Below are 14,405 nucleotides of genomic sequence, written 5' to 3' on the forward strand. Positions count from 1 at the left end.
GTGGTCGGACAATATAGCGAAGCCGGATCTCGGCGCCCGGGCGTGGGGTCCACGGTTCCACCCGCGAAAGCGGAGAGGGGCACTCAACGGGTAGAATCAATGCTCGTGGCTCTTACTATTGGCATCGTCGGACTGCCCAACGTCGGCAAATCAACTCTTTTCAACGCACTGACCCGCAACCAGGTGCTGGCCGCGAACTACCCGTTCGCCACCATCGAGCCAAACGTCGGCGTCGTCAACCTCCCGGACCCGCGCCTGCAGAAGTTGGCGGAGGTCTTCGGATCGCAGCGCCTCCTGCCCGCGGTCGTCTCGTTCGTTGACATCGCAGGTATCGTCAAGGGCGCCTCCGAGGGCGAAGGCCTGGGCAACAAGTTCCTCGCGAACATCCGCGAAGCAGAAGCCATCGCCCAGGTCATCCGCGTCTTCGATGACCCCGACGTTGTCCACGTCGACGGCAAAGTCGATCCGCGCTCGGACATTGAGACGATCAACACCGAACTGATCCTGGCCGATCTCCAGACGATCGAAAAGGCCATTCCCAGGATCGAAAAGGAAGTCAAGATCAAGAAGCGGGAAGCCGCGGAACTCGCAGCGATCCTGGCTGCCCAGGCCGTCTTGGAACGTGGCGACACGATCTTCTCTTCGGTCAAGAGCGACAAGCTCGAGATGGAGCACCTCAAAGAGCTCAGCCTCCTCACGGCCAAGCCCTTCATCTATGTCTTCAACTCGGACGAAGGAATCCTCGGCAACCCTGAAAAGCAAGAGGAACTGCGCGCCATGGTGGCGCCGGCGGACTGCATTTTCCTTGACGCCAAGCTCGAATCGGATCTCGTCGAACTCGACGAGGAAGAAGCCCGCGAGATGCTCGAGATGAACGGCCAGGACGAATCCGGCCTCGACCAGCTGGCACGCGTCGGCTTCCACACGCTTGGACTGCAGACCTACCTGACTGCTGGTCCCAAAGAAGCCCGCGCCTGGACCATCCACCGTGGCGACACCGCGCCCCAGGCCGCAGGAGTCATCCACACGGATTTCCAGCGCGGATTCATCAAGGCCGAAGTTGTCTCCTTCGATGACCTCATCGCCGCCGGGTCCATGGCCGAGGCAAAGTCCCGCGGCAAGGTCCGAATTGAAGGCAAGGAATACGTCATGGCCGACGGCGACGTGGTGGAGTTCCGCTTCAACGTCTAGCCCCTGCGGGAGGGCAATTCCCTAGAACAGCGGCCAGGGCACCGCTGGCATCTCACCGCTCGGAGCCGGAAACCGCCCTGCCAAGCGCAACCGGGCGCAGCGCGCGGCGAGCGATGCGATTTCTTCGGCACTGAGCAAGTCCGCCAGGTTTCGGCCCAGTTCACCGTGCAGTCCTTCGCTGACACGATCGATGCCCTCGCGTTCCTCGGCGGTCAGAGGGTCTCCCAACCATCCCCACAGCACCGTGCGCAGCTTGTGGTCACGGTGAAAGGTGAGGCCATGGTCCACGCCATGGCGCTGTCCGTCCGGCATGGCGAGAATGTGGTCACCCTTGCGGTCGGCGTTGTTGACGACGGTGTCGAACACCGCCATGCGCCTGAGTGCTGGCGAGTCTTCGTGGACGAGGGTGACCATGCGTCCGTTGCCATCCCGTCCCTCGAGAACGTGTTTCCAGCCCGTCTCCGGCACGTGGTCTGTCGCCACGAGGTCCACGGCGTTTTGGGCGGGGTCTTGGTCCTGCCAGAGCTGCACCATACCTTCGCCCATCGGACCATCGCGCAGCCAAGTGTGCGGCACGATGTCCCAGCCGAAAGCCTGCGAGACCAGGTACGCGGCCACCTCCCGGTGGGCCAGGGTGCCGTGGGGAAAGTCCCACAGCGGAGTTTCGCCGGCTATGGGCTTATAGACGACCACCACGTCGCCGATGCTGCCCAGAAATGTAGCGTTTGAAGCCGTCGTGATGCGGCCGGTGAGCTTCAACTCGGCGGTCCTGAGCTCCGGCGTCGGCATCAGACCTCGGGAAGGGTGCAGATGTGCCCGTCGGCGTCGATGGGGTACCCGCAGAGCGGGCACGTCGGACGCCCGGCGCCCACGATCTCACGGGTGCGCTTGGCGAAGGCGCGGGCCGTGCCGACCGGCATGCGGACCAGCAGCATTTCGGTCTCGTTAGCGCTGTCCTCATCGTTGTCGTTGTCGTCGGCGTCGGCATCGGTGATGGGGAAGGCCTCTAGTACGATCTGGGCCGTGGTTGGGTCCCACCCTAAGCTCATGGCGCCGGTGCGGAACTGCTCCTCAACGGACTCGAGCTGGTCATTGTCGACAAGTTCAACGGGAGTACCCGTGGGGACGCTGAAGGGGTTGCCCTCCACGGTGATGAGCTGGTCGAGAATTTCGTCGATCTTCTCCGCGAGCAGAGCCGACTGCTCTTTCTCCAGGGCCACAGTCACGATCTGCGTCCCGGCGCGCACCTGCAGGTAGAACGTGCGCGCCCCCGGAAGGCCAATGGTGCCGACGACGACCCGATCAGGCCAGGCAAACTCGTGAACACGTGTAGGCATGTCAGTATTCTAGGCACATGAGGTTCATGGCGCCTTCCGCCCTGGACCGCCGCCCACCGGCGCATCGCCGGACTGGATGCCGTTCGACAGCCAGGACAGATCACCCGCATCGGTGTTGGTCGCGTAGACGCTCGGCTGGTTACCGCCGTAGCGCACGATCGATACGGAAGCGGGGTTCACGGTAATACGCTGGAACAGGTCAAGGTGCATGCCGAGCGCGTCGGCGAGGATTGACTTGATGATGTCACCGTGACTTACCGCAACCCACACAGCTCCTGGCCCGTACTCGGCTTCGAAGGCTGCATCGTGGCGCCGAATCGCGGCCACCGACCGGGCCTGCATCGCGGCCATGGATTCACCTCCGGGAAAGACGACGGCGGACGGTTGGGACTGCACAACCGGCCACAGATCCTCGGTCGCGAGATCACTGAGCATGCGGCCCTGCCACTGACCGTAATCGCACTCGGTGAGATCGGGATCGACCGGCGCGTACGGCGTGCCAGCCTGGCGATCGAGGATGAGCTGGGCGGTCTGCTGACAACGCTCAAGCGGGCTCGACACCACCGCGACCAAGGGCACCGCGGCGAGCCGGTCTCCAGCCAGAGCCGCCTGGTCGCGCCCGACCTGGTCCAGGCTGATGCCGACCGCCCGCCCGGCCAGCAGCCCCGTGGCATTGGCTGTAGTGCGGCCGTGCCGCACGAGAATAACTGTCGCCATCCACCCAGCCTAACCACCCGCACGCTGCGGTGGCTCGGATATTTACGCCGTCCTATCCGGCACGGGGTAGACCAGGGCGACTTCGCCGGCCGGATGCCTGCTGCCCACGGCGATCACGGCGTTTACATCCTGGTCAGGTGCCCGGTCTTTCGCCGATGGCCGATCCCCGACGTTGCCGAAGTTCGTGCGGCCGGGCAGATCGCGGCCATCACGCCTCTCAGGGGTGCGTGAACAAATCGGTGCGGCTGGTCATCGACATGCCGGTACAGTTCATCTCGCGAGTTATCCACATAACGCAACTCAGCCCTCCTGCGCAGCTTGCGCTTTGGCAATACTTGGTGAATGGGAATCAGATATTACGCATATGCATTCGACGGCGAACTCACTGAACAGGTGCTTTCCGACCCGATGACCTTCGTGTCCGTCGATCCACTTGCTGATGCTTGGGGCCTTGACCCTGGTGTCGGGACCAGCGGTACCACCTTCGAACAATTGATATCTGAGCGCGACATGCTCTATCTGGACAAGGCATGGCGGCATCTGCAGGTTCTCACGGCCCCATTGGGGGCGGCCATGGCGGCGCGACCCGCTTTTCGTATGTTTGAAGGCAACGTGACCATGCATGGCGAAGGTTGGGATCCGTGGGTAAGGGCCCTGACTCCGTCCGAGGTTTTGTCGATTGCTCAGGACTTGGACGATATCTCTGATGCGGAGGTGAGGCAGCGGTTGCCGGATTCGCCATATGTCGATCGGGACCTTGACGTCGAGTATGCCGTTGGCTATCTTCGACGGGCCCGGGTCTTCGCCACCAATCTCGCCGACGAGGGGCGCGGCATGGTCTACCTGATCGGGTAACGATCATCCTGGCTTAACCCCAACCGGCGACATCCTGGCTCAGGATATTAGGCCAGGTTTCGACGTCCTCCGGGGTGCGGGCTACTGTCAGCGTTGCTTGGGGGAGCAGCGCGGCAAGGGTTTCCGCGGTTGACAGCGGGTGGCCCGGATCATCGACCCAGGCCAGGATCGTCGCCGGTACGTCGATTCGCGCGAGGGCCTCAAGATCAGGCAGATCGCTGAGTGCCGCGCCTCGAAACAACGACGGCAAGAGGGCGTCGGCGACGTCGGGCACGGTCTCTGGCGCCCCAATTGTGGCCGGCGGCGGTGTTGCCCCGCGCGTGGTGGCCAGGAATTCCTCGACGCCAACAGCCTCGATAAGCGCCGCGGCAGCCCGGTAGTTTGCAGCCTGTGCGGCTCGGGTTTCCCACGCGGTGGGTGGCACCATCAGCGTGAGCCCGCTAAAGCGGCCAGGCTCGCGGGAAGCGGCGTGCAAGAGCGTGCCGGTACCCATCGAGGGACCGACTCCGTGGACACGTTCGCCGGGGAACCAGCGATCGAGCAGCCGCAGGAGGTCATCGGCGAGGTTTTGCCATTGATAGTCCTCGGGGACCTTGCGCCCTGTCGACCGGCCATGGCCGCGTGCGTCGTACCGCAGCAGTCGAGTTCCACTCAGCCCTCGGCCGAGGTCGAGGTTGAGCACCCGATCACGCGCGCGGCTTGATGTCAGGCCATGCAGTTGGACAACCGGGTGTCCACCTTCGTCGCTCAAAGCAACCGCAAGCTCGGCTCCGGGAACCTCGAAAGTGGGCATCAGGCTCCTCGTTCCGTGACTGGCAGCGCCACCTTGAGCGGCCGCGTTGAACGTTCAGGCTATCTGGGGCGATAGGATACTGCCATGCGCCTGACCAACGTCACGCACCTGCGGCTACCGTTCGGACGACTTTGGGGCTATGACGTCAGCGTGTCTGCGCTCCGCCGGCGTCTTCCGGTGTCCTTTGACCAGCGGCTCCATGTAGGAGCCGGCGACCGGTCCGGCTCCTGGATGGCAATGTCTTTTCGGCTGCCTGCACCAACTCGTCGTGAGTCGATTGCCGATGCCTGGCTGGCCGTCGTCGGCCGCCACGGCACGCTGCGAACGGCTTTCGTTCCCGGTGCGGACGGTGAGCCGGAGCTTTACGAAATTGATATTGGTCCGGGAACCTGGGTGGAGCATCAGGTGTCTCCAGGCCAAGCCGTCAATGATGCAGTGCGGGACATTCTCGACGCCGCGTGCTCGCCATACCAACAACCCTCACACCGCCTGTGCGTATTGGAGACTGCTGCCGGACTCACGGTTGTGATTGCAGCCGACCACTCCCACGTCGACATGTGGTCGATGCTGGTGATCGCGCGCGACCTGCTGTCGGCCCTCGACGCCGGGAGCGCCGGCCGCGAATTGTTGCCCGAGCCAGCCCCGGCATTTGTTGAGCACACGCAAGCACTTCTAGACCGGAAAGCGGCGCCGGACCACGTGCGTCAACGGTGGGAACAAATCATCGGGGACAGCGGCGGAGTCATGCCGCAATTCCCGTTGCCCCTGGGTGCGCCCGATCCTCAGCGCGAGCGTGTGGAAGTCCGGGATGTGTTCGATCTCGACGACGGTGCGGCGTTCGCGGCGCAAGCCCGCAACGACGGCGTCTCGACGCTCGCACTCGCTGTTGTTGCGATGACCGCGGTGACCCGCGAGTTGGCGGGAACCCCGCTGCGGGCTGTGTTTCCCGTGCACAGCCGCTTCGACGACAAATGGCATGACTCAGTCGGCTGGTTCATTACCAATTCGGTGCTTGAATCTGCGGTCCCCGAGCCGCTCGCCGCGGCGGCCGCGGTAAAAGAGGCTGTGCAGCTTGGCTCGTGGCCGCTCGCGGACGTTCTGGCTCCATGGGGCGGCATGCCCGCCGCTCCTGGGATGTTCGCGATCTCCTGGCTGGACCTACGCAGGCTGCCGGTACGAATCGACTCGGTCGGACTCGACGCCCAGTACGTGAGCGCGACAATCGACACGGACGGCGTCATGCTTTGGTTCATCCTGGACGAGTCCGGCCTGCATTTGAGGTGCCGTTATCCCGACACCGTTGAGGCTCGAGCCAACGTCGGCGGATGGCTCGATCTGCTGGTCGCTCGTTTGCAGGCAGATGCGCGATCCTCGGTTCGAGGACTGCTGCGGGTGGCGGGCCGGACCTTCAGGCTGGAACGGGCGAGCCGCGATGATGTCGAGGCCATCGCCGCGCTGCTGTCCGATGATCAGTTCGGCCCCGATCGTGAGTGCGTCGAGCTCGAACGATACGAGGCGGCCTACAACCTGGTTGTTCGGGACCGCTCCAACTATCTGGGAGTTGTCCGAAATGATGCCGATCGCATCGTTGCCACGATGCAATTGACTGTTATCCCAGGACTTTCCCGGGGTGGTTCTTCCCGCTTGCAGATCGAGGGACTGCGGGTTGCTGCCGCGGAACGTTCACAAGGCCTGGGCACCGCGATGCTTGAGTGGGCACACAATTTTGGGCGTGCGCGCGGGGCGCAACTGGCACAAGTGACCACAGACGAAGCACGGGAGCAGGCTCGAGCCTTCTACACCCGACTCGGATACCGGACGGCCCACGTAGGACTGAAGCGCCGGATATAGAAGTCCGATACCTCGCCCTCGCTGCGTTCTTTATCACGGGGACCGCCCACATAAGTGAATTTCTCGCCCATGCACCTCAACGTAAACCCCAACACGAGGTCTGGATACCGCTGCACGCTGCCATCGGATCGTGAGATCTGTTCCAGGCACTCCCCGCCAGGAGGGTTCAGTGATGGGGAATTAACTGACATAAGCCCCCGGTTCGCCGTGAATCGGGGCTTATGTCATGTTGGCGCGGATCACGGAACCCCTAGGACGTCCTTCAATGATTGCATCTCGATAACAAACTTTACTGGCGGGAAACTTTAGACCCAAAGATCCGTTCCGGGCGCTAGGCTACTGCTCATGTGAGACGAGCCACAAGCCTGCTGAGGGGGTTGTGGCAGTCTGCCGGAGTCAACAGCGCCGGCTTTTTCCACTCAAAAAAATAGGAGGCGGAATGCGTTTCGGACGTACTTCCAAAGCAGTGGGTATTGCGGCAATCGCCGCGATCGCACTGAGCGCCTGTGCCGGCAATTCCGGTGGCAATACCCCATCCACTGGAGCAGCCAAGACGGGTGGCACGGCCACTGTGGTCGAGGTCAACGCTTTCAACACGTTCAACCCCAACACAGCCGATGGCAATACTGACATCAACTCCAAGGTCAGCTACGCAACGCACTCGGGCTTCTACTACATCGACAACAAGCTGAACGTCGTACACAACGACAAGTTCGGCAAGATGGAGAAGGTCTCGGACAACCCGCTGACCGTCAAGTACACCATCAACGATGGTGTGAAGTGGTCTGATGGCACCCCGGTCTCCGCAGCTGACCTCCTCCTGCAGTGGGCGGCGTTCTCCGGCTACTACGACGACGCCGATGCCAAGGCAAAGACGGGCACGTCCTATTTCTCGTACGCTGGTGACAACACGGGCCTGAGTCTGACGGACTTCCCGGAGATCAGCAACAACAACAAGACCCTCACCCTCAAGTACTCCAAGCCGTTCGCTGACTGGGAGATCGTGCTTGGTGGTCCCGGCATTGACGTTCCTGCCCATGTCCTTGCGCAGAAGGCCGGCCTGAAGGACACCCAGGCCTTGATTGACTTCTTCAAGAGCAAGCCGCGCGGAGACTCCAAGGCACCGCTGCCCGCCGACCCGAAGCTGAAGGCAATGTCGGACATGTGGAACACCGGCTTCGACACGAAGACGCTTCCCGCTGACCCGACCCTGTTCCTCTCAAACGGTCCTTACATCGTCAAGAGCATGAACCAGGACCAGTCCCTCACCATGGTTCGCAACAAGGACTACAACTGGGGACCGACTCCAAACCTTGACGAAATTACCGTCCGGTACATCGGTTCGGCGCCGGCACAGGTCCAGGCCCTCAAGAACGGCGAGGCGGACATCATTGCCCCGCAGGCTTCCGCGGACACCCTCGACCAGTTGAAGGCTCTCTCCAGCCAGGGCGTCACTGTCGACCAGGGCAACCAACTGGCCTTCGACCACTTGGACCTGAACTTCTCGGGTCCGCTGGCCGACCAAAACGTGCGTACCGCCTTCATGAAGACGGTGCCCCGCAAGGACATCGTCAGCAAGATCATTGGCAAGCTTGACCCGAACGCGAAGCCGCTGGACTCGCAGATCTTCGTTCCCCAGCAGGCTGCCTACGCTGACTCCGCCAAGAACAACGGCTCCTCGGCCTACCAGGACGTGGACATTGATGGTGCCAAGAAGCTCCTGAACGGCGCTACTCCGGAAATCCGCATCATGTACAACAAGGACAACCCCAACCGCGTTGACGCCTTCTCGCTGATCCGCGAATCCGCCACCAAGGCTGGCTTCAAGATCGTCGACGGCGGCCTGGGCAAGTCCGACTGGGGCAAGGCCTTGGGCAAGGGCGGCTACGATGCCACCATCTTCGGCTGGATCAACCCGGGCGTCGGTGTCTCCGGCGTTCCGCAGATCTTCAAGACCGCTGGTGGCAACAACTTCAACCAGTTCAGCAACACTGACGCTGACAAGTTGATGGAAGAGCTCGTGGTCACCACCGACCGCAGCAAGCAGGATGATCTGCAGAAGCAGATCGACAAGAAGATCTGGGACTCCGCATACGGCGTGCCGCTCTTCCAGTCCGTGAACGTGGACGCCTACAGCGACCGCATCACCGGTGTGAAGCTCATGCCGAACCAGACTGGCGTTTGGTGGAACTTCTGGGAGTGGGCTCAGAAGTAAGGCCCAACTAGCGCGCAATATCGCCAGCCGAGGCGCCGGGACCGACGTATCATGGTCCCGGCGCCTTCGGGTTGGCGAACCGGCACATTGTCTGCTTCCCCAACGACCTCAAGCAGGGAAGGGGCACGATTCTGCGATAGGCGCCGGAGACCCCGGGCCTGGATTTCGAGGTTCTTCACCATGGTGACCTATATCGTCCGGCGGCTCGTAACCGCCGCATTCATTCTCCTTGGAGCTTCTTTCCTGGTGTATCTCCTGACGGCGTTGTCCGGGGACCCTTTGGAAGAGCTCCGCACCAGCAGCGCGCCGAACCGGCAAGCACTGATGGATGCGCGGATCAATCTGCTCGACCTCGACACACCGGCGCCGCTGCGCTATTTCAAGTGGTTGGGAGGCGCTGCCCAGTGTCTGGTTCCCTTCGGCAATGCCTGCAATCTCGGTAAGAACATTGCGGGGCAGCCAATCACGGAGGCGCTCGGTTTCGCGCTGGTCCAAACCCTGACGCTGGTTACCGGTGCGACCATCCTTGCGATTCTCATCGGCATTTCGCTCGGCATCGTTACGGCACTGCGCCAGTACAGCGCGTTGGACTACGGCGTAACCTTCATGGCGTTCCTGTTCTTCTCCCTGCCGATCTTCTGGGTAGCCGTTCTCCTCAAGGAATTCGGTGCCATCGGCTTTAATGACTTCCTCCGAAATCCCGAAATACCGCCGGTCGTGGCCCTTGGAATCGGGGCCGTCCTGGGCATCGTCGGGGCCGTCGTCGTCGGCGGTGCGGTGAGGCGCCGACTGATCGTCGGAGGCTCGGTTTTTGCGGCTGTTTCGCTTATTCTCTTCTACTTCTCGCTGACTCAATGGTTCCGCAATCCGGGCCTGGGGCCGGTCATCATCGCCATCATGGGGGTGGGAATCGCCTTCGGAATCACGATTTTGGTTTCCGGACTCAAGAACCGCAAGGCCCTGCAATCAAGCCTGATCGTGGTGGGCATTGGCGTGGTTGCCTACTTTGCTGTGCAGCCGCTGCTCAATGACGCGACCGGGCTGATGATCTTCCTCCTGGCCATCGCCACTATCTTGGTTGGCGTGGCAGTGGGGTACTTCATGGGCGGCTACGACCGCGGCCAGTCCATGCGCGCCGCTGGGCTGACCGCCTTCCTGGTCGGGTTCCTTGTGGTTGTGGACAAATTCATGCAGGCTTGGCCGTCCTATTTCAACAACAGCCGGGTGCGCGGGCGCCCCATCGCCACGATCGGGGCAGGAACCCCGAACATCCAAGGCGATTTCTGGATCATGTCGACAGACACCTTGACCCACCTCGTCTTGCCGACGATTGCCCTCATCCTTGTGTCGTTGGCCAGCTACACCCGGTTCACACGCTCGTCGATGCTCGAAATCATGAACATGGACTACATCCGGACTGCGCGGGCAAAGGGTCTGAGCGAACGTTCCGTGATCATGGGCCACGCCTTCCGGAACGCCCTGATCCCTATTGCAACGATCGTTGCTTTCGACATCGGTGCGTTGATCGGTGGCGCCGTCATCACGGAAACGGTCTTCTCCGTTCGGGGCATGGGTTTCCTGTTCATCGACGGACTGCTGCACACTGACCCGAACCCCGTGATGGGCGTGTTCCTTTGTGTTGCAATCACCGCCATGGTCTTCAACCTGATAGCGGACCTCGCGTACTCCGCGCTCGACCCACGCGTAAGGATCAAAGCATGAGCCAGCCAACCCAAGAGGAAGAACTCCTCGCGCAACAGGCGCTTGCCGAAGCTGCAGCCACCCATGCAAGCAGCGAAGTCACCAGCGGCCTGAGCCAGGGCCAGATTGTCCGCAAGAGGTTTTTCGGCCACACCGGCGCCCTGATCGGGCTCGCGGTTTTTGCAGTGATCTTCCTGCTTGCTTTCACCTCGGTGGGCGCATTCGGGATTCCCGGATGGTGGAAGTACAACCATGTGGACGTTTCGCCCTTGGTCAATGACGGTGCCCCCACGTCGTCGTTTTGGCCGCTCGCCTGGGGAGAGCACCCCTTCGGCCAGGACCGTATTGGACGCGATCTGTTTGCCATGACCATGCGCGGTGCCCAACAATCCATCACGGTCATGGTCCTGATCGGCGCCATCGCGGGCGCGGTCGGCGCAATCGTCGGGGGACTCGCCGGCTATTTCCGCGGCTGGGTCGAAGCCATCCTCATGCGCCTGACCGATGTCATCATCATCATTCCGTTGCTGCTCCTCGCGGCCGTTGTCGGCCAGATAGCCAACCGCAGGGATGAGGGAAGCTGGCTGACCGGATTTGCCGCCAACAACGGCGTCGTAGTCCTTGGCATCTTTCTCGGCTTTGTGAGCTGGGTGGGCCTCGCCCGCCTGGTCCGCGGTGAGTTCCTGACCCTGCGCGAGCGGGAGTTCGTAGACGCAGCCAGGATCTCCGGCGCGTCCAACGCAAGGATCATCTTCAAGCACATCCTCCCCAACGCCGTCGGTGTGCTGATCGTCAACGTGACGCTGACCATGTCCGCGGCGATCCTGCTCGAGACGGCCCTCAGCTACCTGGGCCTCGGCGTGAAGGCTCCCGACACCTCGCTCGGCCTGCTGGTCGCCCAGAACCAAGAAGCGTTCGCCACACGGCCGTGGCTGTTCTGGTTCCCCGGCCTGTTCATCATCCTCATCTGCCTCAGCATCAACTTCATCGGAGACGGCCTGCGGGACGCCTTCGATCCCCGGCAGAAGAAGTTCAAAGCCAAGACCGCCATCGAAACCACGCGCCACTCGAGCACGACGGCGCCCGTTGCCGACGCCTCGAAAGGCAGCTGAGTGCTACCCGTCCAGGGAAACCTCCTACAGGAAGACCGCCCAGTAACTGGCCGCGGCCAGGGCTACCGTGGCTGCTATCCGGAACCATCCGATGGCAACGGTCACCGAAGCGTCTTCAGCCCGGCCGGGCTCCACGCGTCCGGCCTCGACCAGGTCCTGCCAGCGGGTGCGCACCAGGATCGCTGCGGCGCCGGAATCGGTGTTCTTGAGATCTCCGGGGCGAACCGAGCTGCTGGGGCCGTAGGTGGTGCCCGGGAGTCCTTTGAGATGCTCAGGGCGGGCATTGCGCCCGCCCCAGATTCCCGGCGCGGGAGCAGCCCACGCCGGATACTTCTTGCGGGGCGTCACCAGCGTGAGGGCGTAGCGGGTATCAACCTGCACCAGGGCATCCCAGGGAACATCGATGGTCCGGAAGGGATTCTCCAGCGCGACGCCGGAATCCCGGACCACCACAACCGGGCGCCAGAAGAGCAACCAGCCAAGAAACGCTACGAAGAGCAGGGGAGTGGTTCCGGGAAGGGAGCGCGGTCCGGCTGCCACGAGCGCAACGACCACTCCGAAAACGGCAACTGCCCAGCAGATCCAAGCAAAAATCTTGCTGGTGCGGGCCTTGAAGATTTCGACATTTCCGGCATACGGCGCTCTGCTCATGCCCCTAATAATTCAGGATTCCGGGCTACTTCACTAATCACCCCTTGGAGGGTGGCCCGGTCGGAAGGGAAGACCCAACATGACTGACAACGCCAGCCCCGAACCGGAGGCCACCCACCTCGAGACCGAGTCGGATAAGAGCGCGCGCGGGGCCATGGTCCTGGAAGTACGCGATCTCAGCGTCGACTTCGGTGTGGATAAGAAATGGGTCCCTGCCGCCATCGGACTGAACTACGAGGTCAGGGCCGGCGAGGTCCTCGCGATCGTCGGTGAGTCCGGGTCCGGCAAGAGTGCAAGTTCCATGGCATTGCTTGGCTTGTTGCCCAGCAACAGCCGTGTCCGGGGGAGCGTCAAGCTCTCGGGCAAGGAGCTGCTGGGTGAGAAATCAGGCAACATCCGTGAAGTCCGCGGCAAGGATGTCGCGGTCATCTTCCAGGAGCCCATGACCGCGCTCAACCCTGTGTACACCGTGGGTACGCAAATAGTGGAGACGATCCGGCTGCACAACTCGATCTCGCCCGATGAAGCCAAGCAGCGGGCCTTGCGCATGCTCGAGCTGGTGGAGCTGCCGGACCCGGAGAAGGCCTTCAAGTCGTATCCGCACCAGCTCTCCGGCGGCCAGCGGCAGCGAGCCATGATCGCGCAATCATTGTCCTGTGATCCCAAGCTCCTGATCGCAGACGAACCCACCACTGCCTTGGATGTGACTGTCCAGGCTGAAATCCTGGACCTGATGCGCAACCTGCGCAACAAGCTGGACAGCGCCATCGTCCTGATCACGCACGACATGGGCGTTGTGGCCGACCTCGCCGATCGAATTGCCGTGATGCGCCAGGGCGTCATTGTGGAGAGCGGCACTGCGCAACAGATCTTCAGCAACCCGCAGCACGGATACACACAAGCTCTTCTAGCCGCTGTTCCCCACCTGGGACAGGGTGCTGACAGCGCCGACGTTGACGTCACCGCGGCGTTGGCTGCCGCAACCCACTCCGAGCTGGAATCGGTCGATCACGATGAGCTGATCCGCCGGGAACTTGAGAACCAGGCCGCTTTGAAGGCGGCGGCCGAAGAAGCAGCCAAGCCCAAGGGTGAGCCCGTACTTGAGCTGGTCGACGTCGCCATCGAGTACCCCAAGCAGGGCCGGGTCCCCGCGTTCCGAGCTGTCGAGGGAGCCAACCTCGTGATCTACCCCGGCCAGGTTGTAGGCCTTGTGGGGGAGTCCGGATCGGGCAAGACGACCATTGGACGCGCCGCCGTCGGGCTCTTGCCCGTAGCCGAGGGCAGCATGCGCGTGGTGGGGCAGGACATTTCCGCCGCAAAGCGGAATGGAAAGCAACTGCACGAAGTGCGCCGCGACATCGGCATGGTGTTCCAGGATCCGTCGTCGTCGTTGAATCCGCGGCTGCCCATCGGCGAAAGCATCGGCGAACCGATGTACCTCGCCGGGGTCGCGAAGGGCGTCGATCTGCAGAAACGGATTGAGACCCTCCTGGACCAGGTGGAATTGCCGCGCGGGTACCGCAACCGCTATCCACATGAATTGTCAGGCGGCCAGAAGCAGCGCGTCGGCATTGCCCGGGCGCTCTCCCTGCAGCCCAAGCTGATGGTCGCGGATGAGCCGACATCGGCGCTGGACGTCTCGGTGCAGGCGAAGGTCCTGGAACTTTTCCAGAACCTGCAGAGGGAGCTGGGATTCGCGTGCCTGTTCGTGACGCACGACCTTGCCGTGGTTGACGTGCTCGCGGACCGGATCTGCGTGATGCAGCGGGGCAGGATCGTGGAGCAGGGCACCCGCGACCAGATCCTTCGCAATCCGCAGGAGCCGTACACGCAGAGGCTGCTGGCCGCGGTGCCGCTGCCTGACCCCGAGAAGCAGCGTGAGCGTCGCGAACTGCGCGCCCAGCTCATGGCGGCCGGCATCGAGTAGCAACCCGAAGGCGCTCGCGGCGGCACGAACTGATGGTCGCAACCGAAAGAGTCTC

General features: G+C 62.6%; 12 protein-coding genes. 7 read left to right on the plus strand and 5 right to left on the minus strand.

Annotated elements, in window-relative coordinates:
* Positions 1 to 105 precede the first annotated feature (105 nt).
* Complete coding sequence (ychF, locus tag QRN51_RS19135; RefSeq protein ID WP_234748400.1) at positions 106 to 1,191, plus strand: redox-regulated ATPase YchF; 1,086 nt, start codon at positions 106 to 108, stop codon at positions 1,189 to 1,191.
* Between the two features lie 21 nt (positions 1,192 to 1,212).
* Here the strand turns inward: ychF and QRN51_RS19140 are convergent, their stop codons facing one another.
* From QRN51_RS19140 to QRN51_RS19150, 3 genes are read right to left on the minus strand one after another with little or no spacing between them, the layout of a single operon-like run.
* Positions 1,213 to 1,980, minus strand: coding sequence for an SCO1664 family protein (locus QRN51_RS19140; protein ID WP_059387465.1), 768 nt, complete (start codon positions 1,978 to 1,980; stop codon positions 1,213 to 1,215).
* On the minus strand, positions 1,980 to 2,528 hold the full coding sequence (locus QRN51_RS19145; protein WP_284991402.1) for a DUF3090 domain-containing protein: 549 nt from the start codon (positions 2,526 to 2,528) through the stop codon (positions 1,980 to 1,982). Before QRN51_RS19145 ends, QRN51_RS19140 begins: the two co-directional genes overlap by 1 nt.
* Positions 2,529 to 2,552: 24 nt before the next feature.
* Entirely contained in the window at positions 2,553 to 3,245 is a 693-nt protein-coding gene (locus QRN51_RS19150) for a histidine phosphatase family protein (protein ID WP_059387466.1), read from the minus strand.
* 342 nt (positions 3,246 to 3,587) lie between these two features.
* On the opposite strand from QRN51_RS19150, the gene QRN51_RS19155 reads away from it, so the two are divergent.
* Entirely contained in the window at positions 3,588 to 4,100 is a 513-nt protein-coding gene (locus QRN51_RS19155) for a DUF1877 family protein (protein WP_284991403.1), read from the plus strand.
* Positions 4,101 to 4,113: 13 nt separating this feature from the next.
* On the opposite strand, the gene QRN51_RS19160 is transcribed toward QRN51_RS19155, so the two are convergent.
* Positions 4,114 to 4,893 (minus strand): alpha/beta fold hydrolase, encoded by a 780-nt coding sequence (locus QRN51_RS19160; RefSeq protein WP_284991404.1) that lies wholly within the window; start codon positions 4,891 to 4,893, stop codon positions 4,114 to 4,116.
* A gap of 84 nt (positions 4,894 to 4,977) precedes the next feature.
* Here QRN51_RS19160 and QRN51_RS19165 point away from each other — a divergent pair, with 84 nt between their 5' ends.
* The 4 genes from QRN51_RS19165 to QRN51_RS19180 all read left to right on the plus strand — a co-directional run bounded on the left by QRN51_RS19165 (position 4,978) and on the right by QRN51_RS19180 (position 11,772).
* On the plus strand, positions 4,978 to 6,744 hold the full coding sequence (locus tag QRN51_RS19165; protein WP_284991406.1) for a GNAT family N-acetyltransferase: 1,767 nt from the start codon (positions 4,978 to 4,980) through the stop codon (positions 6,742 to 6,744).
* Between the two features lie 439 nt (positions 6,745 to 7,183).
* The gene (locus QRN51_RS19170; RefSeq protein WP_059387469.1) at positions 7,184 to 8,959 is read left to right on the plus strand and encodes an ABC transporter family substrate-binding protein; all 1,776 of its coding nucleotides are present in this window, start codon (positions 7,184 to 7,186) and stop codon (positions 8,957 to 8,959) included.
* 180 nt (positions 8,960 to 9,139) lie between these two features.
* On the plus strand, positions 9,140 to 10,681 hold the full coding sequence (locus tag QRN51_RS19175) for an ABC transporter permease (RefSeq protein WP_284991408.1): 1,542 nt from the start codon (positions 9,140 to 9,142) through the stop codon (positions 10,679 to 10,681).
* Positions 10,678 to 11,772, plus strand: coding sequence for an ABC transporter permease (locus QRN51_RS19180; RefSeq protein ID WP_284991409.1), 1,095 nt, complete (start codon positions 10,678 to 10,680; stop codon positions 11,770 to 11,772). The genes QRN51_RS19175 and QRN51_RS19180 overlap by 4 nt, the downstream gene beginning before the upstream one ends.
* Positions 11,773 to 11,796: 24 nt before the next feature.
* Here QRN51_RS19180 and QRN51_RS19185 read toward each other — a convergent pair whose 3' ends face one another.
* On the minus strand, positions 11,797 to 12,423 hold the full coding sequence (locus QRN51_RS19185; RefSeq protein ID WP_284991411.1) for a PH domain-containing protein: 627 nt from the start codon (positions 12,421 to 12,423) through the stop codon (positions 11,797 to 11,799).
* Positions 12,424 to 12,577: 154 nt separating this feature from the next.
* Here QRN51_RS19185 and QRN51_RS19190 point away from each other — a divergent pair, with 154 nt between their 5' ends.
* A complete protein-coding gene (locus tag QRN51_RS19190; protein ID WP_502870885.1) occupies positions 12,578 to 14,350 on the plus strand; it encodes a dipeptide ABC transporter ATP-binding protein in 1,773 nt (590 codons plus the stop codon).
* Positions 14,351 to 14,405 lie beyond the last annotated feature (55 nt).

This window comes from Arthrobacter sp. efr-133-TYG-120 (assembly GCF_030209785.1).
Lineage (GTDB): Bacteria > Actinomycetota > Actinomycetes > Actinomycetales > Micrococcaceae > Arthrobacter.

Bases quoted from the DNA above. Each gene is read 5' to 3' on its own strand.
- QRN51_RS19140 (WP_059387465.1), bottom strand. From the start codon at position 1,980: ATGCCGACGCCGGAGCTCAGGACCGCCGAGTTGAAGCTCACCGGCCGC.
- QRN51_RS19145 (WP_284991402.1), bottom strand. From the start codon at position 2,528: ATGCCTACACGTGTTCACGAGTTTGCCTGGCCTGATCGGGTCGTCGTC.
- QRN51_RS19150 (WP_059387466.1), bottom strand. From the start codon at position 3,245: ATGGCGACAGTTATTCTCGTGCGGCACGGCCGCACTACAGCCAATGCC.
- QRN51_RS19155 (WP_284991403.1), top strand. From the start codon at position 3,588: ATGGGAATCAGATATTACGCATATGCATTCGACGGCGAACTCACTGAA.
- QRN51_RS19160 (WP_284991404.1), bottom strand. From the start codon at position 4,893: ATGCCCACTTTCGAGGTTCCCGGAGCCGAGCTTGCGGTTGCTTTGAGC.
- QRN51_RS19165 (WP_284991406.1), top strand. From the start codon at position 4,978: ATGCGCCTGACCAACGTCACGCACCTGCGGCTACCGTTCGGACGACTT.
- QRN51_RS19170 (WP_059387469.1), top strand. From the start codon at position 7,184: ATGCGTTTCGGACGTACTTCCAAAGCAGTGGGTATTGCGGCAATCGCC.
- QRN51_RS19175 (WP_284991408.1), top strand. From the start codon at position 9,140: ATGGTGACCTATATCGTCCGGCGGCTCGTAACCGCCGCATTCATTCTC.
- QRN51_RS19180 (WP_284991409.1), top strand. From the start codon at position 10,678: ATGAGCCAGCCAACCCAAGAGGAAGAACTCCTCGCGCAACAGGCGCTT.
- QRN51_RS19185 (WP_284991411.1), bottom strand. From the start codon at position 12,423: ATGAGCAGAGCGCCGTATGCCGGAAATGTCGAAATCTTCAAGGCCCGC.
- QRN51_RS19190 (WP_502870885.1), top strand. From the start codon at position 12,578: ATGGTCCTGGAAGTACGCGATCTCAGCGTCGACTTCGGTGTGGATAAG.